Origin of the sequence: Flavobacterium sp. AG291, from assembly GCF_003350375.1 — a bacterium.
GTDB classification, from domain to species: domain Bacteria; phylum Bacteroidota; class Bacteroidia; order Flavobacteriales; family Flavobacteriaceae; genus Flavobacterium; species Flavobacterium suzhouense.
The window spans coordinates 44,490-67,622 of sequence record NZ_QQAR01000017.1 but is presented as its reverse complement, the minus strand read 5'-3'; the positions used below and the strand labels follow the sequence as shown (position 1 = coordinate 67,622).

The following is a 23,133-nucleotide window of genomic DNA, read 5'->3' as shown; positions in this document are numbered from 1 at the left end:
TGCCTTTAACAGGCATCTTCCTTAAAACTTATTTTTATGCTATTTATTGCACAATATCGTGCGATGTTGCTGTAAAATTTTTCATATCATTATCAAACAGATAAAGACCACCTTTATCATCTCCGATAAGATCAATTTTATCCAGGATTACCTTAGCACTCGCTTCTTCTTCAATCTGCTCAGAGACATACCATTGAAGGAAATTATGCGTAGCATAATCCTTGCTTGTGAGTGCAATATCAACAAGTTCATTAATACTTGCCGAAACTTTTACTTCATGTTCGTAAAGTTGCCTGAATAGCGCCCTGATTGAAGAATAGTCCAGTTTTGGTTCTTCAAGAGCAGAAATAACAGCTTCACCTCCGCGTTGGTTTACATATTTCAAAAGTTTAAGCATATGCAATCTTTCTTCGTCAGACTGTCTGAACATAAAAAGTGCAATACCTTCAAAACCTTTAATCTCGGCCCATGAAGCCATAGCTAAATAAATCTGGGAAGACTCTGCTTCCATCCTGATCTGCTCATTGAGCGCTGCCTGCATTTTATCCGATAGCATAGTAAACTGTTTTAGTGTTATTATCTATACAAATTAACTGATTTTTTTAACAAAATCACCCAATCTGCCTGCTAAATCTTCGTTAACAGTTACTAGAGGAAGCCTTACAACATCCTCACAAAGTCCTAAATGACTGAATACCGATTTAATGCCCGCCGGGTTACCCTGCTCAAAAATCATATCGATAGCATCGGCTAGTTTATAATGTAGTTTGTACGCTTCATCAACTTTTCTTTCACGGCCAAGACGTACCATATCAGAGAAATCTTTAGGAAAGCCTTCTGCAATTACAGAAATTACCCCTGCTCCACCGGCAAGAACCATTGGAAGCGTAACCATGTCGTCACCTGAGATTACAAGAAAGTCCTTTGGACACCCCTGAATTAGCTTCATGGCCTGAACAATGTCTCCAGCTGCTTCTTTAATTGCTACAACATTTTTAAAATCGTTTGCAAGACGGATAACTGTAGCTGGAAGCATATTGCTTGCTGTACGTCCCGGAACATTATATAAGATCACAGGAATAGGAGATGCTTCGGCAACTGCTTTAAAATGCTGGTAAATACCTTCCTGTGTTGGCTTATTATAATAAGGAGAAACCGAAAGTATAGCAGCAAAAGCTGAAAGATCACGCGTTTTAAGTTCTTCAACAACCTCAGCAGTATTGTTTCCGCCAACACCAAGCACCACAGGCAGCCTGCCTGCATTAGCCTTTAACACGGTCTTTATAACAAGTTCCTTCTCATCTTTGGTAAGAGTGGCAGCTTCTGCTGTAGTACCTAATACTACAAGATAGTCTATACCACCATCTACCTGATAGTTCACGATTCTTTCCAGTGCCTCAACATCTACTGAAAAGTCTTTTTTAAACGGAGTAATTAGCGCAACGCCCGTTCCTGTTAATGACTGCATGTTAAATTTTATTTAGGATTTTTAAATATTTAATTAATTCTGAGATAAACTCAGCATGTTTTTCTACCTGACTGCTTATCATAAAGTTATTCAGGCGTTTGTCTACACTGGCAAAACCTACTTTAAATTTCGCTTTCGATTTTATTGTTGCCAGCAGCAAAGGTGCTTTTTCAATATCATAGTAGCTGATAAGCATATCAAACGGCTCATTTATAAATTCCGCCACATCTTCTTTTGTAAACACACCGGATGCCGATATATCCCTGCGGGTATAATGACAATACTCTATTACTTCTTTCTTTTTTACACGCTCTTTAAAACTAAGCGTCTTAATATTTTCTTCATTTATACCGTTGGCAACCAAATCGGATATAAGACTTTCTCTATCAGAAAAATAACTTTCATCTATAAGGATCCCGACCGAATTAATAATCTCTGAATCTGCAACGGGTTTATACCCGCTTAAACTTTTCTTAATTATCTTTTTAAGGGCAAAATCTTTAATAAACTTTAAAAACATAGTACTTTTACTTGTCGATTACAAAATTAATTCAAATAACGGTCATCACAATGACATTAGCAAGAAAGTATAACACAGCCTTTCAGAGGTTTGTTTTATTTTTAACAATACCACTATTTATAGCCTGTAGCACTGCCGGACTGTATAATACCCGTGTAGAAGCATCAAAAACAAGCATAAATGCAACATTATCGCAGGATAATACCATAGAAAATTACATTTCTCCCTATAGAGACACTATTACAAAGGCTTTAAGCGCAGTCATTTCTTACGCTCCCGAAACATTTGACAAAAGCAAAGGTAAGTGGAATACCACAATCGGCAACATGTTAGCCGAAGCTACTTTTAAAAAAGCCGACAAACTGTTTTATAATTCGGAGAAAAAACACGTAGACGCCTGTATACTCAATCATGGAGGCATCCGTTCCATCATACCAAAAGGCCCCGTAACACAACAAACCGCCTACGAAATCATGCCTTTCGAAAACAGCCTGAAAGTTGTAGCCCTGAAAGGAATGCAAATTCGTGAGATGGCTGCCTATATCGCCCGTGAAGGCAGGCCACATCCACTGGCAGGGATAACCTTAACCCTTAATTCAGAGAATCAGGTTACCACAATAACTATACAGGGCAAACCTTTAGAAAATGAGCAAACGTACTATATCGCTTCAATAGATTACCTGATAGGTGGTGGCGACAATATGCAGTTTTTCGCAACCAATGAAGGCATCTACGACCTTAATTATAAATTGCGTGACCTTTATATAGATTATTTTAAAGAGACTGATACCCTGCCGGTAATAACCACCCAACATATAATAACCAAATAGCCATGAACAGAAGGGACTTTATACAAAAAACAGCTGCTGCTTCAGCATTGGCAATGGGCGGGTTATCACTAAGCAGCTTTACTTCTCCTACAATAAAAAAAATAACCATACTGCACACTAATGACGTGCATAGCCATATTGACCCGTTCCCTGCCGACGACCCTAAATACCCAAACATGGGCGGCGCAGCAAGAAGATCGGCTGTAATACAGCAAATCAGGCAGGAAAATCCAAACACCCTGCTTTTAGATGCCGGAGATATTTTTCAGGGAACCCCCTACTTTAATTTTTATGGTGGCGAACTCGAATTCAAACTCATGAGCATGATGCAGTACGACCTGGCAACAATGGGCAACCATGATTTTGACAATGCCCTTGAAGGTTTTAAAAAACAATTACCTCACGCAAAGTTTGAATTCGTATCGGCCAACTATGATTTTAAGAATACCATTCTCGACGGACTGGTAAAACCTTATAAGATCTTTATAAAAGACGATATTAAAATCGGCGTATTCGGGTTAGGGATTGAACTGTTCGGACTTGTAGAAAAGAAAAACTATCAGGAAACCGTTTATAACGATCCGCTTGGTGTAGCACAGGATATGGCGCGCACACTGCGCCACAATGAGAAATGCGATTTGGTAATATGCCTGTCGCACCTTGGATTTATGTACAAAGATGAAACCTCTAAAATATCCGACCTTACGCTGGCACGTAACACTAAAGACATCGACCTTATTATTGGCGGACATACCCACACTTTCCTTACCAAACCTTATATCGAAAAAAACACCGAAGGCAAAGAAGTATTGGTAAACCAGGTAGGCTGCTACGGACTTAACCTTGGCAGAATTGACTTTTATTTTGAAGAAGGAAAAATATCATCTAAAGGGAAGACAATTGTGGTTTAAGCTTCTTTAGCTTTATCCAACGTATCAATAAAATACAATACGGTAATCTCATAAAAAAGAAGAAACCCTTTCCACGGATTATAATTGTCTTTTTGAGCTAAAAATTCTTCTTCTTTTAATAGATCTTCCATGAAACAAATATATTTTTTTGCTTCGATAGTGTAAATTTGAAAATATTATGCCGCAGTAATCAGTTCAAACCTTTCGTCTTTATCAATAAGTTCAGCTTCGCTGCCGGTATAAAGAAGCTCGGCTGCTTTCTGAAAAATAATAGCTTCGTGTACTTCATATTCCTCGAGAGGGATCTCGAGCAGCAGATAAGTGTTAAAATCAGTAGTGGTTTCTAAGTGGTTGCGAAGGTCTTCGCAGGACCCGGTATCGCCGCAGCGCATACTTAGCAATTTTGCTTCTTTTTCTGCGACGCTTTGAGCCGCCTTTGCCAAAAAGTTTTCAGTTTCCTTCAGTACATCTTCAAATCCCGACTTACAACTTTCCGGGAGCTGCAATACAATAAAGTAGTAGTTCCTCATAGTGTAATGATTTTAATGGTGCTCTAAAATACTAATAAAATCTTAACACACAACCGTTATTAACAATTTAATGACAGTTATAAACAATAAAGCTGTTAATATTGTTAATAAGTCGAATTATTCTTTCACAATAACCTTACTTCTTCGCTTTACCAAAGCAGAAGTCATGTAAATAACTCCAAAGGAAAATAAAAGCTCAATTACAAAATACACAACACTCGACCATAATAGCGCATATAGATCAATAGGTGAAAAAGATGGCCGTAAAAATACAATCTTAAACATGTTTATAACAAGGTTAGATATAGCATAGCTTAAAGCAAACCCTGTTAAAGCCAGTATCTTTACTTTCCGCTCAATAAAAAAGTTATTGCTATCTGACGTAAACATAACTACCGCCATCAGCAATGGCAGCAACAGAAAAATCAAAAACAAAACTATACCATTAAGATCAGTCAGCCAAAAAGATGTTACCACCTGTAATAACATCACCTGCACAATGGCTATACCATAAAACTTAAGAAACAATCGCCAGGGATTGTATTTGGGCTGTAGGAATTCTTCTTCTTTGAGTAAATCTTGCATGGGGTAAATATAGTCGTTTTGTTATTTGGAGAAGCGAAAAATCTAAAAGCCGACATATACTTAACGTTTGTTTTAGATATGGGAAAAATATTATACTATATTAAATAAGCCTGAATTTTGATTTCCAAAAATATCTTCATAAACAATAAATATTTTGGAATCCATTAGAATCTCTTTACATATTTTTTGATATCCTTCATTTTTTAAATTATCAACATTGTCTCCTCTTTCTAATAATATTAACTGTTTGGACTTACCGGGCGAAATTACATGTGTCTCAGTATCATCATAAAACACTTCTAGATTATTAATACAGTCGTTCGCTTTGTTAAATAACAAAGCAAACAAGTGTAAAAATTCATCATTATTTTTGTAAATAACTTTAAATTCTTTTATTATTAAAGGACCTGTTCCATAATTAGCAATTGATATTTCAGTTTTGGATATAAACGTAATTACATCTATATAAGGATAAGGTTTACTTTGAGCATGTGTTAATTCTATTTCTTTTTCAAATCTTTCTTGTTCACGAATTATATTATCTTGATTATATTTAATTTCATTTTCATGTATCCTAATTGCAATTTTTAAGGTTATATAAACACTTATCAATGATAAAAAAGCAGTTATCAAATTTAAAATAGTCCCCATAACACCACCTATAAAGTCACCAAAAGTACCCCAATCAGCTGATGATTTAGAAATTTTTTCATCACCAAAATTTATTATATACAGTATTACAGGCACAGCAATGCCAATTAATGTGGCAATGATTATCACATTAACTAGTTTTAAAACTTCCTTTTTACTTACTATTTCCATATTCTTTTCTAAATTCTTCTCTTTTTAATTCTAAAGCTTCAGTAGATGGATATTCTGATTCAATATCTGGGAGAGTTATTTTCTTACCATCAAACCTTTTATAATATTCATTTCCAACCAAATCACTAACATGAATAACATAATCACCATCAATAAAAATCAAATTATTATCAAAAAGCCTGTGTATATCAACCCTTAAAAGTAAACCGTTCTGTACATGATTAGATGTTTTACTTTTATATTGCTGAATATGTGCCGCTTCCAAAAGTTCCGGAATGGTTTCACCGGTCACACAGCAAGCATTTCTATATGCCTTTAAAATTTTCCCTTTAAAAGCCCCTTGCCCATTTCTGATATTAGTTAATTGCTTTTTCCTTTCACGTGGCTCTTGCACTAAATCAAAACTATCATTCTCAAAATCAGACTGAAGAAAAGAATCATATTCTTCATAATATTTAATAGTTACAACTTGATTTGCAAATTCAATGTTATATTCAGCTGGTAATTTATAATATTCCTCATCCCAAAATTGACAATTTTTTAAAACTATACAGCCAATTTGATATGAAAATGAATTAAGCAATCTTTTACCATACTTATCACTATTCTTATCAATATACTTTTGTATTCCATTTAAAAAATCAGCTTTAGATTCTCTACCATTTCTATAACCAAATTCATTCCATGCTGCTTCCGCTGTCATATTTTTATACTCAACAAATTCACCAAAACCACCAATTTTTCTTATGGGTGATTTTAGCATAAAATACAACCTATTACCTTCTTTGAGACGAGAAATATTCCAAGGAGTTGGTGTCCAAAAGTTAATATATGAATTGAATTGATTTTGTTTTAAGTAATTATACCAATCTTTATCGGTAGGAGATATTGCAAACATTTAGTAATATTATTTAACGAACATAACCAAAACTTTAACACGAAAACATCCCCATTAATAGGTATATTATTAATCTAAAACCTCACCGTTAAATAAAACCCCATTTCCAAAAAAAACCTTATTTTAGCCCTACTAAATAATTACAATGATTTCTGAAACCCAATTTCAGCACGAATTACAGCTTATTATCGCCAATGCCATCCGTGAAGACGTAGGTCCCGGTGATTACAGTTCGCTGGCCTGTATACCGGCTTCGGCTACAGGAAGAGCAAAACTGCTGGTTAAAGATAACGGTATCCTTGCCGGGGTAACTTTTGCCCAACAGGTTTTTAACTATGTAGATCCACAATTACAAATAGAAGTTTTTATACACGACGGAACTCCGGTAACCCACGGCGACGTGGCGTTTCACGTTTCGGGGTCGTCGCAAAGCATACTTAAAGCCGAAAGGCTGGTACTTAACGCCATGCAGCGTATGAGTGCTATTGCTACCAAAACTGCCAGCTATGTAAAACTGTTGGAAGGCACAGGCACTAAAGTGCTTGATACCCGTAAGACTACTCCGGGCATCCGTGCGATCGAGAAATGGGCCGTAAAAATAGGTGGTGGCGAAAACCACCGTTTTGCGCTTTACGACATGGTAATGCTTAAAGACAACCACATTGACTTTGCCGGCGGCATTACTCCTGCCATCCAAAAAACACAGGAATACCTTAAAGCCAATAACCTTGATTTGAAGATCATAGTTGAGGCACGCGACCTGGAGGAAGTGCGCGAGATCATTTCGAATCCTGGCGTATATCGCATATTGCTTGATAATTTTGATTACGATCAAACCCGTGAAGCTGTTGCCCTGATTGGCGATTACTGCCAGACGGAATCATCGGGAGGTATTAACGAGCAGACAATGCGCCACTATGCCGAGTGTGGTGTTGATTACATCTCTTCGGGCGCGCTGACGCATTCTATCTACAATATGGACCTTAGCCTAAAAGCATTTTAATGTCAATAGAACTGGAACATAAACTCGAGCGGATTCCCGTTGTTAAGCATATTGTACGTTTCGGCAAAAGCATCAAAATACCGTTTGGCGAAGGGCTTACCCTTTACCATCTTCTGGAGCTGTACATAACCGGCATCATAAAGGGAGATATCTCTTATCGTGCCGGAGCAATTGCTTTCAGCTTTTTCATGTCACTGTTTCCGTTTGCGCTTTTCCTGCTGAATCTTATTCCATACATTCCTCTTGAAGGTTTTGAGGCTGATTTCATGGAATTTGTAGCCGACAATGTTCCACCCAATACCTATGGCGCGATTGAAGGCATCCTTAAAGATATCCTTAGTAACAGTCAGAGCGGATTGTTATCCTTCGGTATCCTTTTTGCCATCCTCCTTATGAGCAACGGTATGAATGCCATATTGAGCGGCTTTCAGAGCAGCCTTCATATTACCATAAAACGAACTTACTTCCGACAGTATGCTGTCGCTATAGGGCTGTCCCTTTTCTTTGCTATACTGCTAATAGTTACTGTAGCATCTATTGTAACCATAGAGGTTGTTATTCATAGTTTAATATCCAGGGGCTTTTTAAGTGACGACGTTTACCTGCTGAAATTTGGCCGTTATGCCATACTTATATTAATGGTGCTTACCATAACTTCTCTCCTTTTCAAATATGCCGCAAAGGAAACCCGAACCGCTGCTTTCTTTAGCTATGGGTCGGTATTAAGTACGGTATTATTCGGTTTAACTTCCTATGGATTTGGAATTTACGTTTTACGTTTTGCCAAATACAACCAGCTTTACGGATCTATTGGCACGCTCCTTGTATTAATGCTTTACATATGGATAAACTGTTTTATTCTGTTGTTAGGCTTCGAATTAAACGCGCTTATTCATAAATTAAAACGAAAAAATTTATATATTTAACAAAAACTAAAAAGCATTTTTATGAAACGAGCAATTTTTACATTCTTATTCGTTGTTGTAGCAGGCATTATGTCTGTTAGTGCGCAGGTTACAGGCCGATGGAAGACCATTGACGACGAAACCGGAAAAGAAAAATCTATTGTAGAGATTTACGAGCAGAACGGGAAAATCTACGGTAAAGTAGTTGAGATCCTTAATCCTGCCAAAAAAGACGCTAAATGCGATAAATGTTCAGGCTCCGATAAAGGAAAGCCAATTCTTAACCTTATAATAATCAAAGGACTTACCAAAGATGGTGACGAATACACCGATGGTGATATCCTTGACCCTAACAAAGGTAAACTATACAGCTGTACCATAAAACTGGACGGTAAAGATAAACTTAGCGTACGCGGCTATATGGGTATTTCCCTGCTTGGTCGTTCTCAAACGTGGCACAGAGTTAAATAAAAAGTTAGCAGTCACAGTATTCAGTTGACAGTTTCTACTGTTGCTGTTAGTACTTTAAAAATATAAACACTTCCTGACGGAGGTGTTTTTTTTCGATCAGATTCAAAAAATTCCCCCTTTGGGGGTTAGGGGGCTTTATCTTATATTTGTAGTTCAAATCCTGTATATGCCTTTTTTCATAGAAGTTGTACTGCCACTGGCGCTTGCCAAATCTTTTACCTACTCCGTTAATGAGGCTGAATATGCCTTTTTACAGACTGGTATGCGTGTAGCAGTTCCTTTCGGAAGAAACAAAATATACACAGCACTGGTACTTACCAAACACCAGACTCCTCCACAACTTTATGAAGCAAAAGACATCCATCAAATACTGGACGACTACCCTTTGGTTACCCAAAAACAGATTGACCACTGGCAATGGATCGCTTCTTACTACATGTGCAGTATTGGTGAAGTGTACAAAAGTGCCATGCCCAGCAGCTTCCTTCTGGAAAGCGAAACCATCATCTCTTCACGCCCTGACTTCAATGTTCAGGATGAAGAGCTATCAGATGACGAATACCTTATTTACGAAGCATTGCAAAAGCAATCGGCATTAAAAGTGCAGGAGGTGGTTTCGATACTCAATAAAAAAACGGTATTACCGGTCCTTAACAGGATGATTGCAAAAAATGCAGTATCGCTTCAGGAAGAGATCAACGAAAAATACAAGCCAAAGACTATTCGCTACATCCGTTTGCAGGAAGAGTTCATGCAACAGGAGCAGCTAAGCGAACTCATGGAGTTACTCTCACGTGCCCAAAAACAACGTGAGGCCGTTATGCAGTTCTTTCAGCTACAGGCTACAGAGAAGAAAGCAATCTCAGTTAAAATGCTTACCGAAGCAGGTACAACTGCAGCAGTTATAAAGTCCCTGATTGACAAAGGCATTTTTGTAGAATATCACCTCGAAGAAGACCGCGTTCAATTTGAAGGTTCAGACGAAGCAGGCTTTGCTCTAAGCCCGAAACAACAGCAGGCTTTTGAAGAAATAAAAACGAGTTTTATACAAAAGGATGTCACACTATTACACGGAGTTACCTCTAGCGGTAAGACAGAAATCTATATAAAACTAATAGAAGAATACATTGCCACCGGAAAACAGGTACTTTACCTGTTACCCGAGATCGCCCTGACCACCCAGTTAGTCGTAAGGTTAACCGCTTATTTTGGCAATGAGGTATCCGTTTTCCATTCTAAATACACCAACAACGAACGTGTGGAAACCTGGCAACAGGTATTATCAGGATCGGAAAAGGCAAAGGTTGTAATCGGAGCGCGATCAGCTTTATTCCTGCCTTTCTCAGATTTAGGACTTATCATTATTGATGAGGAGCACGAACAAACATTTAAACAAGTTGACCCTGCTCCACGATATCATGCCCGCGATGCGGCAGTAGTTTTAGCCAACGCCCATCAGGCAAAAGTATTGCTTGGCTCGGCAACTCCGGGTATAGAAACCTATTACAATGCTTCGCATGGCAAGTATAGCTATGTTGAAATAAGGGAGCGTTTCGGAAACGTAATGCCTCCTGAAATTATATTAATAGATCTTAAAGACAAATACAAACGCAAACGCATGACTGGGCATTTCAGTGATGAGATGATCGATGCGATTGCCGAAACCCTATATAATGGAAAGCAGGTTATACTATTCCAAAACCGCAGGGGTTTTTCTCCCTGGGTAGAATGTATGACATGTGGCCACGTTCCGCAATGTCCACAATGCGATGTAAGCCTTACTTACTATAAGTACAAGAATGCCCTCCGATGCCATTACTGTGGGTACAATATCGCCAATCCCACCAATTGCCATAAATGCCATTCCACCGACCTTAACACCAAAGGCTTCGGAACAGAACAAATTGAAATGGAACTGAAGTCACTTTTCCCGAATAAGAATTCGTGGCGAATGGATCAGGACACTACACGTGGCAAGCATGGGTATGAAAAAATAATAGACTCTTTTAAAAACCGTGAGATAGATATTTTGGTTGGTACGCAGATGCTTGCCAAAGGACTGCATTTTGATAACGTAGGCATGGTCGGTATCATGAATGCCGATAATATGTTATATCAACCGGATTTCCGTGCTTTCGAACGCGCTTATCAGATGATGGTACAGGTAGCAGGACGCGCAGGACGAAAAGACGTCAGAGGAAAAGTTTACATCCAGACGTACAACCCTTTGCACAATATCATTCAGCAGGTTACCACCAATGACTATACCGCCATGTACAAAGAACAGGTATATGAAAGACACAACTTTAAATACCCTCCATTTTACAGACTTATAAGAATCACTTTACGTCATAAGGATTACGAGAAATTAAAAGACAGTGCATTATGGCTCTATAATGTGCTTAATCAGAATATTGGTGTTCCGGTACTGGGCCCCGAAGAACCCGGCATAAACAGGATAAGGAATGAATACATCCGCACCATAATGATAAAGATTCCCGGAGGTATGCCGTTGGGTAATACAAAAAAGAATATTGAAAGAACACTTTCCAGCTTTGAAGCCGTGCCACAGTACAGACCTGTAAGAGTAACCATAAATGTAGACCCATATTAGAAGACATAAAAAAAACCGAAGTTAAGTGCTTCGGTTTTTATTTTATTTATTCAGAGCTTTCGCCAAATCTTCTTTTTTATTTCGGCTAAGCGGTATTTTAGTATTACCAATCTCAGCAAATTTACTATTGAAACGATCAACCTTATCTATATTAATAATAAACGATTTATGTACTCTTAGAAATTTCTCTGAAGGCAATTCGCTTTCAAAAGATTTCATAGTAGACAATACAAGATGGGTTTCGTCTTCAGTGTTTAACTTTACATAGTCACCAAAAGCTTCAATCCATTTTATTTTTGATATGAAGATCTTAAAGTTTTTAAGATTACTTTTTATAAAGATAAAATCACCATCATCTTCAACCGTTTCTTTTTTGCGTTGCGCAGCTTCAATAGCCTTTTGAACAGCTTTATTAAAGCGGTCTTTTGTAATAGGCTTATGCAAATAATCAACTGCTGCATAATCAAAAGCCTTTAAAGCATAATCTGATTTCGCAGACACAAAGATAATCTGGGGCCTTGTCTTAAGGCCATCTAACAGGTCAAATCCACTCTGTACCGGCATCTCTATATCAAGAAAAAGCAAGTCTACATTCTTATTAAGGATGCAGCTCCTGGTTTCCGACGCATTGGAAAAATCTCCCACAAGAGTAAGGTCCGGGTGTTCATTAACCAGTTTAGCGATGGTTATCCTATGTATTGTACTATCATCGACAACAACACAGTTTAGTTTCATTGGCTTTTATTAATTAGAATATTCAGTAAATTTTTTCTTTTTGGGCTGGAAGAATACAAATATAAATAAAAAAACCGTTTTTTAACACAAGGAAAATCAAATTTTATGATTGCGCATTAAATATAAATTACTATTTTTGCACCCAATTTTATAACAAATAAATACTTTGTATTATGAATCACTATGAAACTGTTTTCATTTTGAATCCCGTTTTATCTGAAACTCAGGTAAAGGAAACAGTAAGTAAGTTTGAAGATTACCTTACTTCACGTGGAGCCAAAATGGTATCAAAAGAGGATTGGGGCCTTAAAAAACTGGCTTATGAAATCCAAAACAAAAAAAGCGGATTCTACACGCTTTTCCAATTTGAAGCTCCGGCTGATATCCTAATCGGATTTGAAACTGAGTTCCGTCGTGACGAGAGAGTTATGCGTTTCTTAACTGTTGCTCTTGACAAACACGCTGTATCTTGGGCAGAAAGAAGAAGGGAAAAACTAAAATCTAAAGCAAACTAATTATGTCTACAATAGAGCAATCAGCTAAAGGCAAAAAAGACGGAGATATCAGATATCTTACGCCTCTAAACATAGAGACAAACAAAACTAAAAAGTATTGTCGTTTCAAAAAATCAGGAATCAAATATGTTGATTACAAAGATCCTGATTTCCTATTGAAATTCGTTAACGAGCAAGGTAAAATCCTTCCTCGTCGTTTAACAGGTACTTCTCTAAAATACCAGAGAAAAGTTTCTGTAGCAGTAAAAAGAGCACGTCATTTAGCATTAATGCCATATGTGGCTGATTTATTAAAATAAAAACTAGTCATTGTAATGGAACTTATACTTAAGCAAGACGTTCAAAATCTAGGATTTAAGGACGATGTAGTTACAGTTAAAGCCGGATATGGCCGTAACTACCTAATACCTCAAGGATTTGCTACTATGGCAACTCCAACAGCTAAAAAAATACTAGCTGAAAACTTAAAACAACGTGCTTTTAAAGAGCAAAAATTAGTAGATGACGCTAAGAAAACTGCTGAAGCTCTTAAAGCCCTTGAAATAAAAATTACTGCTAAAGCAGGTGGCGAGAAACTATTTGGTTCTGTAACCAATGCTGATATCGCTGAAGCTCTTGAGAAAGCTGGTCAGCCAATCGAGAAAAAATACATCACTAGCGGAATCGTTAAACGTACAGGTAAATATACTGCTAACGTAAGACTTCACCGTGATGTTATCGTTGAGCTTGCTTACGAAATCGTTGCTGAAGCACAACAGTAATTTTCAGAATTATATGAAAAGCCTTCCTTTTGGGAGGCTTTTTTATTTACACACATTTCAAAGCCACAATGAACTTTGTAACTTTGCCGCTTTGAAAATTTGCAACTTACACTATGAAATACGCAAGACTTACCAAACAACAACTGGAAGAACTTCACCCTGAATTTGTACGTTTTCTGGCCTCGCAGCAGATCGATAAAGCAGAATGGGACAAACTGAAAGAAGAAAAGGCCGAAGTAGCCGAACAGGAAATCGATGTTTTTTCAGATATGATATGGGACAGCGTTCTGGAAAAAGCAGAATGGCTGGAGCATTATTCCAAAAACCATATCTTTCTTTTTAAACTTGATCAGGAAGGAATGGAAAGCATCGTTATACATGCACACAACACTCCTGCCGACTTTATGACCGAAAGCGGACTGATATGGCTTAACGAGAATATTTTCTCAGACGAAGTACATCTTACACGTGGTAAAAAAGCCTTTGGCGAAGACCGAAAAGCCGAAATATTCAGTCTGATAGAACAGGGCGCCATACTGAGTGATGGTGTACTGTACGGACAGATAGAAGATATGTTTTAAAAATCGCCTTAGGGCGATTTTTTATTTAAATTCATCATTTATAATACTAGTGATTTTCGGAAAGTTGGTTAAATTAGCAGGGCAAACAAACATTTGATACATGGATATCCTTGAAACCATTCAGGCACTGCGCGAAGAGCTTAACCAACACAATCATAATTACTACGTATTAGACAATCCTACCATAAGTGACCTTGAGTTTGACATGAAGCTCAAAGAGTTACAGACCCTTGAAGATAAGTACCCTGAATATTTTGACGAAAACTCCCCTACCCAGCGTGTTGGCGGAGCCATAACCAAAAACTTCAATACTATTGTACATGAGCGACGCATGTACTCACTTGACAACGGTTATTCTAAAGAAGAATTGCAGGAGTGGGAAAAACGTGTACAGAAAGGTTTGGGTACTGATAAGGTAGAATATGTTTGCGAATTAAAATATGATGGTGCTTCCATAAGCATTACTTATGAAAATGGAGTGCTTTCTAAAGCCGTAACCCGAGGCGACGGTTTTCAGGGGGACGAGGTTACGACCAACATCAAAACTATTAAAGCTGTTCCTTTAAAACTGAAAGGCAACAATTATCCTGAAAAATTTGAAATACGCGGCGAGATAATCCTTCCATTAGAGGGATTTGCTAAAATGAACCAGGAGCTGATAGAAATTGGCGAAACGCCATATTCTAACCCTAGAAATACAGCATCGGGCAGCTTAAAACTTCAGGACAGTGCCGAAGTAGCGAAACGCCCTCTTGACTGTTTACTATATTTTGTGGTAGGTAACAACCTGCCATTTGAAACACAATTTGAAGGACTTGAGAAAGCGCGCCAATGGGGTTTTAAAGTACCGAAGCAATCAGAACTTGCCAAAAGCATGGACGACGTGTTTGCCTTTATTGATCATTGGGACACACACCGCCATGACCTCCCGTACGAAACTGATGGCGTAGTTATCAAAGTAAATGACCTGCACCAACAGGATGAGCTTGGCTACACTGCCAAATCACCACGTTGGGCCATTGCCTATAAATTTAAAGCAGAACGTGTTACCACACGCCTTAACTCAATATCTTATCAGGTAGGAAGAACAGGAGCTATAACACCTGTTGCCAACCTTGAACCTGTACAACTTGCCGGAACTATTGTAAAACGCGCATCGCTTCACAATGCCGACCAAATAGAGAAACTCGATGTTCGTGTTGGCGACGAAGTATTCGTTGAAAAAGGAGGTGAGATCATACCTAAAATTATTGCTGTAGATTTTACCAAACGTCAGGAAGATTCAACACCGACAATTTATATTGATAAATGCCCTGAGTGCGATACACCTTTAGAACGCAAAGAAGGCGAAGCGCAGCACTATTGTCCTAACTTCTATGGTTGTCCGCCACAGATCATTGGGCGAACGCAACACTATATTTCGCGTAAAGCAATGGATATTGAAGGCCTTGGTGGAGAAACCGTTGCCCTGCTGTATAATGCAGACCTCGTACACAATTATGCCGACCTATATGACCTGAAAAAAGAACAGGTGATTCCGTTAGAGCGTATGGCTGACAAGTCGGCGCAAAATCTTATTGACGGTATTGAGAAATCAAAACAAGTACCGTTTGAGCGTGTGCTATATGCATTAGGTATCCGTTATGTTGGTGAAACCGTAGCCAAAAAACTGGCAAAACATTATAAGTCTATTGATAATCTGGCGAATGCATCCTTGATGGATCTGATACTTGTGGATGAGATTGGCGAACGTATAGCGCAAAGCGTTATCGCTTTCTTTGAAAATGAAGAGAACCGCAAAATCGTTGAGCGCCTTAAAGGTTATGGTGTTCAGTTGGAAACAGTAGCTACAGCCGATACGACAGTAAGTGATAAGCTTACCGGAAAAACCTTTGTGGTATCAGGAGTGTTTGAGAAATTCTCCCGTGACGACCTGAAGAAGACCATCGAGGACAATGGCGGTAAAGTAGGAAGCTCTATTTCTTCTAAAACACATTATGTAGTAGCCGGCGATAATATGGGACCTGCAAAACTAGAGAAAGCAACGCAACTTGGTGTAGCGATTATTAGCGAAAATGATTTCTTAGAATTGCTTAGTAACTAAGCCCCTCAGAAACTTTAAAAGAAATGCTCTTTAACTCCATACAATTTGCTGTTTTCCTGCCATTAGTTTTTTTACTCTATTGGTGGATAGGTCCTAAAAATCTTCGATATCAAAATATACTTCTTTTTGTAGCCAGCTACTTTTTTTATGCGTGCTGGGATTGGCGTTTTCTTTTTCTACTGATGTTTTCTACACTATTAGATTACTTCACAGGATTGAAAATGGAAAACTGCAAAAGCCAGAAAAATAAAAAATTCTGGTTTTGGCTCAGCATCCTCATAAACCTGGGATTCCTTGGAGTTTTTAAATATTATAACTTTTTTGTCGAAAGCTTTGCACAGGCAGTTGCCAACTTTGGACTAACGGTTCATACCACCACTCTAAATATTATTTTGCCTGTAGGTATTTCATTTTATACTTTTCACGGATTATCCTATGTTATAGACATATACAAAGGCAGAATTACCGCAGAAAAAAACTTTATAGACTATGCGCTCTTCGTGAGCTTCTTCCCTTTGCTGGTAGCAGGACCTATTGAACGGGCCACACACCTATTGCCTCAGCTAAAACGCGAACGCGTTTTTAATCTGGATAACATGAAAGATGGCCTCCGTCAGATACTCTGGGGGCTATTCAAAAAAATTGTAATCGCCGATCAGTGCGCTCAGTATGCCAATCAGATATTTAATAATTCTGACGAACTGAATGGCAGCAGTCTTGCTTTTGGAGCATTATTCTTTACATTCCAGATGTATGGCGATTTTTCAGGCTATTCGGATATTGCAATTGGTACAGCGCGTCTTTTTGGAGTAGATCTGTTACGCAATTTTGCTTATCCATATTTCTCCCGGGACATCGCAGAATTTTACAGGAGATGGCATATTTCATTATCCAGCTGGTTAAGGGACTATGTTTATATTCCGCTTGGTGGTAGCAAAACCAATACTCCTAAAATGATACGAAATATTTTTATCGTTTTCATTCTGAGTGGTTTTTGGCATGGAGCCAACTGGACATTTATAGCCTGGGGAACGATCAATGCTATATACTTTTTACCGCTCATCTTAACAAACACACATAGAAAGAATATTGAAATAGTTGCCAAAGGCAAATTAATGCCTACTTTCCGAGAGTTCTCAGGTATTGTGATTACTTTTGGTTTAACAGCCTTTTCAAGAATATTTTTCAGGTCGGAAAACATAACGCATGCCTTTAGCTACATCGGAAAATTGTTTTCCAGCTCTCTTTTCCTGGCGCCTGATTTTGAAGAAAAAAAGATCGCCATGCTTTTGATTGGTGTAACACTGGTTTTCCTGTTTATTGAATGGATTGGCAGGGAACAACCTCATGCTCTTAAAACTTTTGGACTTAACTGGAAACGTCCGGCCCGATGGACATTTTATTATGTCCTTATTGCTGCAATCGTTTTATATGGCGGCAAAGAACAACAATTCATATATTTTCAGTTTTAATCATGAAAAAGCTATTAATCTTATTTCTCAAATTTATCACTCCTTTATTGGTTGTGCTGCTTTTTTATGTTTGGAAGGATCCGTTTAAAGTAATATGGCATTATGATAGCTTTTATGACTCTGAAAAAAAAATCAGTTTTCCTCTAAATAAGGATTACGTAAGCACTACTACATATGAAAACCAGTATAAGACGGAGCATTACGATTCTTTTATATTCGGAAACTCGCGCTCTATAATTTATGGCATTGATGAATGGAAAAAATATATACCGGTAGAGAGCAAAGCTTATCATTTTGATGCTTCTGCCGAAACTATATATGGCATTTGTAAAAAGATAGAATACATTGATTCAAAAGGAGAAAAGTTAAATAATGTCTTGTTAATTGTGGATCACATGATATTAAATAGAGCCGAAAGCCTTGACGGGCACCTTTTTGTTATCTCTCCTCAATTAACTTCCTATGAGAATACCGCTAATTTTCATCTACAGTTCTTAAAAACTTTTTATAACTATAAATTCTTCCCGGGATACATTGAATACACAATAACAGGAAAAATTAAACCTTACATGACTAAAGCTACTCTGGATGAAGAGCATTTCTTATATGACAAACGCACTAACGAAATGCGTTATACAATTGTAGACAAAGAAATTGAAGAAGGTAAATTCTATACACCCGAGCGCATGAAAGTGTTTTATAAGAGAGATACAGTTCAAAATTATGCTCCTCAGGTAATTAAAGAAAGACAAAAAGAACTACTTAATACTATAGCCACGATATTTAAGAAACAAGGCACAAATTATAAGATCATAATCAACCCTCTTTATGACCAAAAGAAACTCAATGAAGATGACATAGCATATCTGATAAAGTTATTTGGAAAAGAAACTGTTTATGATTTTTCAGGAATTAATGACATTACTAATGATTACAGAAATTATTACGAATCGTCACACTACAGGCCACAGGTTGCTAAAAAAATCATGAAGGAAATTTACACACAGTAAGTTTTATATCAAAACTCTTTACCTTTGCAGCTTTGCAATAGAGAAAATGAACATTAAACTCCTTGCCATAGGCAAAACCGACAACAAAGCGCTTCAGCAATTAATTGACGATTATACTAAGCGTCTTTCTTTTTACGTGAAATTTGAACTGGAAATAATTCCTGATATCAAGAACGTAAAAAATCTTAGTGAAGCGCAACAAAAGGAAAAAGAAGGTGAGCTGATACTATCCAAGCTCTCTCCAACTGATCAGTTGATATTACTAGATGAAAATGGAAAAAACTTCAGTAGTGTTGGGTTTTCGGAAGAGTTGCAAAAGAAAATGAACTCAGGTATCAAGACGCTCGTGTTTGTTATCGGCGGACCTTATGGATTTAGTGCGGAAGTATACAGCAAAGCGCAGGGAAAAATATCACTTTCGGCAATGACATTCTCTCATCAAATGGTGCGTTTATTCTTTATAGAGCAAGTATACAGGGCGTTTACAATATTAAGAAACGAACCTTATCACCACCAGTAAACTGATTTGTGGATTTGGTTATTTGTTGATTTGAAATTCAAGAAGAATAAATAAATCAACGCATCAGCATATTAACAATTTTTACAGTTTCTAGTGCTTCTTTAACATCATGAACCCTTAGTATTTTAGCTCCTTTTTGTAAAGCAATGGTATTAAGAACAGTCGTACCATTAAGTGCCTCCTGAGGGGCTACATCCAGTAGTTTATAAATCATGGATTTTCGCGATATACCTGCTAAAACAGGCAACTCTGTCATATTGAAAAGCTCCATTTTATTGAGTACTTCGTAGTTTTGTTCCAATGTTTTAGCAAAACCAAACCCGGGATCGATAATGATATCGTCTATGCCATGTTTACGGGCTGCATCAATTCTTTCGGAAAAATACAACAGCATCTCTCCCACTATATCATCATACTGTGTCAGCTTCACCATTGTTTGTGGGTTACCACGCATATGCATCATGATATAAGGCACTTTTAGCTGACCTAGAGTTTCCAGCATCTTATCATCCAGCATTCCTGCCGCAATATCATTTACAATGGCTGCACCGCTTTCTACTGCAGCTTTAGCTACAGCTCCACGGAAAGTATCAACAGAGATAAGCGTATCGGGAAAATGCTTAATTACCAACTCTACTGCCGGAATCATTCGGGCTATCTCTTCCTCTTCCGAAACGAATTCAGCATTGGGTTTCGAAGAATAAGCACCTATATCAATAAAATCAGCACCATCGGCAAGTAGCTTTTCGGCCTGATTTAAAAATTTGCTGTCATTATTATAATTTCCACCATCAAAAAAAGAATCGGGAGTGCAGTTAAGAATACCCATTACTTTGGGTTGTGATAAATCGACAAGCCTGCCTTTACAGTTAATGAACATAGCTTCTATTTTTAAATAGCCCTTGCCTTTAGGGGGCTTTTTTATTACATTTGAAAAAATTTCACATACAAAGATACTACTTAAATGAGTAATACTTCCCAGGAATACGACAAGGTAATTGCAATCTGCAGACAACTATACATCAACAAAATGAAAGATTACGGAAGTGCATGGCGCATACTACGTCTGCCATCGCTTACCGACCAGATATTCATAAAAGCACAACGCATACGCAGTCTACAGGAAAATGAAGTACGTAAAGTAGATGAAGATGAAACGGGAGAATTCATAGGTATCATCAACTACTCTATCATGGCCCTTATTAGTCTTGAAAGAGGTGTTGCCGATCAGCCGGATCTTGATGTTGAAGAAGCAACAAAACTGTATGACGAAAAACTGGGACTTACCAAAACCCTTATGGAAGCTAAAAACCATGACTATGGTGAAGCATGGAGAGATATGCGTGTGAGCTCACTAACTGATCTTATCCTGCAAAAGATACTTCGTGTAAAACAAATCGAAGATAATAAAGGTAAGACGATTGTATCTGAAGGCATTGACGCCAATTACCAGGATATGATAAACTATGCTGTTTTTGCTTTGATATTGATGAAATTCGGTCAATAACAAGTCATTAACAAATTGAACTCGCATAAGCCTTAAATTTGAGAAAAAACTCTTACCAATGGACAATTTAAAAAAATATATTCCCATAACAATACGTATTGTTGTAGCCTTTTTATTCATCATTTCGGCTGTAGCCAAAATGTACCCCTCCCCCTATTTTGCAATCTCTACATTTGAGGTAAAGCAATTGTACACGATGGGATTCTCTGAAGGTTTCGCTCCTCTATTCTCAAGAACACTTATAGGTATTGAATTGGCTTTAGGGCTTTTACTGCTTCAGCCACACTGGCTGAAACGCTTTGTAATTCCGGCTACCATAGCCCTTTTATTGGTCTTCATAACACACCTGACCATTGAGACCTTAAGTAGCGGTAATGCAGGCAACTGTGGTTGTTTTGGTGAACTTCTTCCAATGACACCTGTTGAAGCTATTATTAAAAACATAGTCGCTGTAGGACTATTGGTTTGGTTATACAAACTGTTACCTGCAGTTTCAGACCGAAATAATTTCTGGGTGCTAACAACAGTTACATTAGCATGTATTTTAGGAATATTTATGGTGGCACCTATAAAACCCGTACAAAACATTGCTATTGAGCCAAGTACTGAAGCAATTGAAGTAACAGAATCTACTGAAGAAACTCCAACAGACACAATTTCTCTGACTCCTGATGAAGCTGTAGTACCTGCTACAAAAGAAGCTGAAAAAGGTATTAAAGAAGTTACTGTTATTGATGAGCCTAAACCGGCGAAATCAGGCTATGCACCGTATTTTTCGAATGTAGATAAGGGTAAAAAAATTGTTGCATTATTTGCACCGGGTTGTGAGCACTGTATGGATACAGCAAAACAACTGACAGAAATGAAAGCTAAAAATAAAGACTTCCCAGAAGTACAAATTATCTTTATGGATGAGGAAGCTGAGAAAATTCCTGATTTCTTTAAATTTGCCGGAGCACAATATCCATATAAGGTAATTGATATCATTTCTTTTTGGAAAGTGCTAGGCAACAGCAAAGACACCCCTGGAATTGTTTACTTGTGGAATGGTAACAAGATTAAAGAATGGGATGGCATCAATGAGAAGAAATTCGTTGCTTCAGAACTTATGAAGGTGTATAAAAAGCCATATTCAGAAATTAAAAAATAGTATTGAGAACTGAGATGTTAGATTTGAGATAATAGATGCTTTAAACAAACATTTTCAAATTTTAAAATCAATTAATTTTCAAATCTTTATAAATTGATTCGATACTTTCTACATAAAACAGGATATGCTTTGCTTACGCTTTTTGGCGTAGTCACTGTCATATTCTTTTTGTTTACAGTACTGCCGGGTGACCCGGCACGTATGATGCTGGACCAGAATGAAAATTCTGAACAGTTGGCTCTCATAAAAAAGAAGTATGGTTTTGATCAGCCTGTTTCTATACAGTACCTGTATTACCTGAACGACCTCTCACCTGTTTCTTTTCATAGTAGCAATGCTGATGATTATACCTATTTGTCAGAAGGAAAATACAGTGCTGTAAAATTATTCACCGCAGGTAGTACAACTACCGTTATCAAAACTCCTTACCTGCGTGAAAGCTTTCAGAAAAGCGGCAAGAAAGTAACACAGGTTATAGGCGATACTTTACCTAACACCATAGTGCTCGCCATATTTGCGATTGTAATAGCTATAGTAATTGGCATTATATTCGGAATCATTTCCGCTTTATATAAAGACACCTGGATTGACAGAACAATTGCATTAGTAAGTACACTGGGCATGAGCCTTCCGTCTTTCTTTGCGGCTATATTGTTTGCCTGGGTTTTCGGGTTTGTACTTCATAAAGTTACCGGACTCGATATGACAGGCAGCTTATATGAAGTTGATGATTTTGGCGAGGGTTCTTACATCAAATGGAAAAACATAATACTACCCGCTATAGTACTGGGTATTCGTCCGCTTGGTGTCGTGATACAGCTAATGCGTAACTCCCTGCTGGAAGTATTGAATCAGGATTATATTCGTACGGCAAGGGCAAAAGGGCTTAGCGAACTGCGAATTATCCGTAAACATGCCTTGAAAAATGCCCTGAATCCGGTTGTGACCGCTATATCAGGATGGTTTGCGTCAATGCTTGCCGGAGCGGTATTTGTAGAATATATCTTTGGATGGAACGGCCTTGGAAAAGAAGTTGTGGAAGCACTTAATACATTAGACCTTCCTGTTATCATGGGATCGGTATTGGTGATTGCTGCTACATTTGTAATTATTAACATCCTTGTCGATCTTATCTATGCGTATCTTGATCCGAGGATTAGATTATCATAATTTTTTTAACCACAAAGTTCACTATGTAAACACTAAGAACACAAAGCTTTG

The 23,133-nt window shown here is 37.7% G+C and carries 27 protein-coding genes; 17 read left to right on the top strand and 10 right to left on the bottom strand.

What is annotated here, in order from left to right:
- Positions 1-43 precede the first annotated feature (43 nt).
- Genes DEU42_RS15925 through DEU42_RS15915 form a run of 3 tightly spaced genes read right to left on the bottom strand, consistent with a single transcriptional unit; the run spans position 44 to position 1,988 of the window.
- Entirely contained in the window at positions 44-556 is a 513-nt protein-coding gene (locus DEU42_RS15925; protein WP_114759326.1) for a ferritin, read from the bottom strand.
- A 33-nt stretch (positions 557-589) separates the two neighbouring features.
- Positions 590-1,468 carry a 4-hydroxy-tetrahydrodipicolinate synthase gene (gene dapA, locus DEU42_RS15920; RefSeq protein WP_114759325.1) on the bottom strand — a complete coding sequence of 293 codons (879 nt, stop codon included), beginning with the start codon at positions 1,466-1,468 and terminating at the stop codon, positions 590-592.
- A 1-nt stretch (position 1,469) separates the two neighbouring features.
- Positions 1,470-1,988: a DUF6913 domain-containing protein gene (locus DEU42_RS15915; protein WP_114759324.1), complete on the bottom strand. Its 519-nt coding sequence runs from the start codon at positions 1,986-1,988 to the stop codon at positions 1,470-1,472.
- A 50-nt stretch (positions 1,989-2,038) separates the two neighbouring features.
- Between DEU42_RS15915 and DEU42_RS15910 the strand changes: the two genes are divergently transcribed.
- Together DEU42_RS15910 and DEU42_RS15905 are read left to right on the top strand one after the other, a co-directional pair.
- Positions 2,039-2,818: a 5'-nucleotidase C-terminal domain-containing protein gene (locus DEU42_RS15910; protein WP_114759323.1), complete on the top strand. Its 780-nt coding sequence runs from the start codon at positions 2,039-2,041 to the stop codon at positions 2,816-2,818.
- Between the two features lie 2 nt (positions 2,819-2,820).
- On the top strand, positions 2,821-3,729 hold the full coding sequence (locus DEU42_RS15905; RefSeq protein ID WP_114759322.1) for a bifunctional metallophosphatase/5'-nucleotidase: 909 nt from the start codon (positions 2,821-2,823) through the stop codon (positions 3,727-3,729).
- Here DEU42_RS15905 and DEU42_RS17755 read toward each other — a convergent pair.
- The 5 genes from DEU42_RS17755 to DEU42_RS15885 form a co-directional block, all read right to left on the bottom strand.
- Positions 3,726-3,860 carry a hypothetical protein gene (locus DEU42_RS17755; protein WP_255418268.1) on the bottom strand — a complete coding sequence of 45 codons (135 nt, stop codon included), beginning with the start codon at positions 3,858-3,860 and terminating at the stop codon, positions 3,726-3,728. The two genes, DEU42_RS15905 and DEU42_RS17755, sit on opposite strands and share 4 nt — an antisense overlap.
- A gap of 45 nt (positions 3,861-3,905) precedes the next feature.
- Positions 3,906-4,259 (bottom strand): hypothetical protein, encoded by a 354-nt coding sequence (locus tag DEU42_RS15900; RefSeq protein ID WP_114759321.1) that lies wholly within the window; start codon positions 4,257-4,259, stop codon positions 3,906-3,908.
- 117 nt (positions 4,260-4,376) lie between these two features.
- Complete coding sequence (locus DEU42_RS15895; RefSeq protein WP_114759320.1) at positions 4,377-4,844, bottom strand: hypothetical protein; 468 nt, start codon at positions 4,842-4,844, stop codon at positions 4,377-4,379.
- Positions 4,845-4,934: 90 nt separating this feature from the next.
- Positions 4,935-5,666, bottom strand: a complete 732-nt coding sequence (locus DEU42_RS15890) for a hypothetical protein (RefSeq protein ID WP_114759319.1) — start codon at positions 5,664-5,666, stop codon at positions 4,935-4,937.
- Positions 5,650-6,564 (bottom strand): HNH endonuclease, encoded by a 915-nt coding sequence (locus DEU42_RS15885; protein WP_114759318.1) that lies wholly within the window; start codon positions 6,562-6,564, stop codon positions 5,650-5,652. Before DEU42_RS15885 ends, DEU42_RS15890 begins: the two co-directional genes overlap by 17 nt.
- Positions 6,565-6,709: 145 nt before the next feature.
- Here DEU42_RS15885 and nadC point away from each other — a divergent pair, with 145 nt between their 5' ends.
- The 4 genes from nadC (at position 6,710) to priA (ending at position 11,557) form a co-directional block, all read left to right on the top strand.
- Positions 6,710-7,567, top strand: a complete 858-nt coding sequence (gene nadC, locus DEU42_RS15880; RefSeq protein ID WP_114759317.1) for a carboxylating nicotinate-nucleotide diphosphorylase — start codon at positions 6,710-6,712, stop codon at positions 7,565-7,567.
- On the top strand, positions 7,567-8,493 hold the full coding sequence (locus DEU42_RS15875) for a YihY/virulence factor BrkB family protein (protein ID WP_114759316.1): 927 nt from the start codon (positions 7,567-7,569) through the stop codon (positions 8,491-8,493). Before nadC ends, DEU42_RS15875 begins: the two co-directional genes overlap by 1 nt.
- A 21-nt stretch (positions 8,494-8,514) precedes the next feature.
- Complete coding sequence (locus tag DEU42_RS15870; protein WP_114759315.1) at positions 8,515-8,943, top strand: DUF2147 domain-containing protein; 429 nt, start codon at positions 8,515-8,517, stop codon at positions 8,941-8,943.
- Between the two features lie 166 nt (positions 8,944-9,109).
- Positions 9,110-11,557 (top strand): primosomal protein N', encoded by a 2,448-nt coding sequence (priA, locus tag DEU42_RS15865; protein WP_114759314.1) that lies wholly within the window; start codon positions 9,110-9,112, stop codon positions 11,555-11,557.
- 42 nt (positions 11,558-11,599) lie between these two features.
- On the opposite strand, the gene DEU42_RS15860 is transcribed toward priA, so the two are convergent.
- Entirely contained in the window at positions 11,600-12,292 is a 693-nt protein-coding gene (locus tag DEU42_RS15860) for a LytR/AlgR family response regulator transcription factor (RefSeq protein ID WP_114759313.1), read from the bottom strand.
- Positions 12,293-12,465: 173 nt separating this feature from the next.
- Here DEU42_RS15860 and rpsF point away from each other — a divergent pair, with 173 nt between their 5' ends.
- From rpsF to rlmH, 8 genes are all read left to right on the top strand, one after another.
- A complete protein-coding gene (rpsF, locus tag DEU42_RS15855) occupies positions 12,466-12,807 on the top strand; it encodes a 30S ribosomal protein S6 (protein ID WP_114759312.1) in 342 nt (113 codons plus the stop codon).
- 2 nt (positions 12,808-12,809) lie between these two features.
- Entirely contained in the window at positions 12,810-13,106 is a 297-nt protein-coding gene (gene rpsR / locus DEU42_RS15850; protein WP_020211613.1) for a 30S ribosomal protein S18, read from the top strand.
- Positions 13,107-13,121: 15 nt separating this feature from the next.
- Complete coding sequence (gene rplI, locus DEU42_RS15845) at positions 13,122-13,568, top strand: 50S ribosomal protein L9 (protein WP_114759311.1); 447 nt, start codon at positions 13,122-13,124, stop codon at positions 13,566-13,568.
- A gap of 113 nt (positions 13,569-13,681) precedes the next feature.
- Positions 13,682-14,149 carry a DUF6495 family protein gene (locus DEU42_RS15840; RefSeq protein ID WP_114759310.1) on the top strand — a complete coding sequence of 156 codons (468 nt, stop codon included), beginning with the start codon at positions 13,682-13,684 and terminating at the stop codon, positions 14,147-14,149.
- Between the two features lie 100 nt (positions 14,150-14,249).
- Positions 14,250-16,253: an NAD-dependent DNA ligase LigA gene (gene ligA / locus DEU42_RS15835; RefSeq protein WP_114759309.1), complete on the top strand. Its 2,004-nt coding sequence runs from the start codon at positions 14,250-14,252 to the stop codon at positions 16,251-16,253.
- A gap of 23 nt (positions 16,254-16,276) precedes the next feature.
- Positions 16,277-17,725, top strand: coding sequence for an MBOAT family O-acyltransferase (locus DEU42_RS15830; RefSeq protein WP_114759308.1), 1,449 nt, complete (start codon positions 16,277-16,279; stop codon positions 17,723-17,725).
- A 2-nt stretch (positions 17,726-17,727) separates the two neighbouring features.
- Positions 17,728-18,735, top strand: coding sequence for a hypothetical protein (locus DEU42_RS15825; protein ID WP_114759307.1), 1,008 nt, complete (start codon positions 17,728-17,730; stop codon positions 18,733-18,735).
- 46 nt (positions 18,736-18,781) lie between these two features.
- Complete coding sequence (rlmH, locus tag DEU42_RS15820; RefSeq protein WP_114759306.1) at positions 18,782-19,255, top strand: 23S rRNA (pseudouridine(1915)-N(3))-methyltransferase RlmH; 474 nt, start codon at positions 18,782-18,784, stop codon at positions 19,253-19,255.
- A 55-nt stretch (positions 19,256-19,310) separates the two neighbouring features.
- Here rlmH and folP read toward each other — a convergent pair whose 3' ends face one another.
- On the bottom strand, positions 19,311-20,135 hold the full coding sequence (gene folP / locus DEU42_RS15815) for a dihydropteroate synthase (protein ID WP_114759305.1): 825 nt from the start codon (positions 20,133-20,135) through the stop codon (positions 19,311-19,313).
- An 84-nt stretch (positions 20,136-20,219) separates the two neighbouring features.
- On the opposite strand from folP, the gene DEU42_RS15810 reads away from it, so the two are divergent.
- The 3 genes from DEU42_RS15810 to DEU42_RS15800 all read left to right on the top strand — a co-directional run bounded on the left by DEU42_RS15810 (position 20,220) and on the right by DEU42_RS15800 (position 23,082).
- The gene (locus tag DEU42_RS15810) at positions 20,220-20,762 is read left to right on the top strand and encodes a DUF1599 domain-containing protein (RefSeq protein WP_114759304.1); all 543 of its coding nucleotides are present in this window, start codon (positions 20,220-20,222) and stop codon (positions 20,760-20,762) included.
- A 58-nt stretch (positions 20,763-20,820) separates the two neighbouring features.
- The gene (locus DEU42_RS15805; RefSeq protein ID WP_114759303.1) at positions 20,821-21,912 is read left to right on the top strand and encodes a MauE/DoxX family redox-associated membrane protein; all 1,092 of its coding nucleotides are present in this window, start codon (positions 20,821-20,823) and stop codon (positions 21,910-21,912) included.
- Between the two features lie 93 nt (positions 21,913-22,005).
- On the top strand, positions 22,006-23,082 hold the full coding sequence (locus DEU42_RS15800; protein ID WP_114759302.1) for an ABC transporter permease: 1,077 nt from the start codon (positions 22,006-22,008) through the stop codon (positions 23,080-23,082).
- The last annotated feature ends 51 nt before the right edge of the window (positions 23,083-23,133 follow it).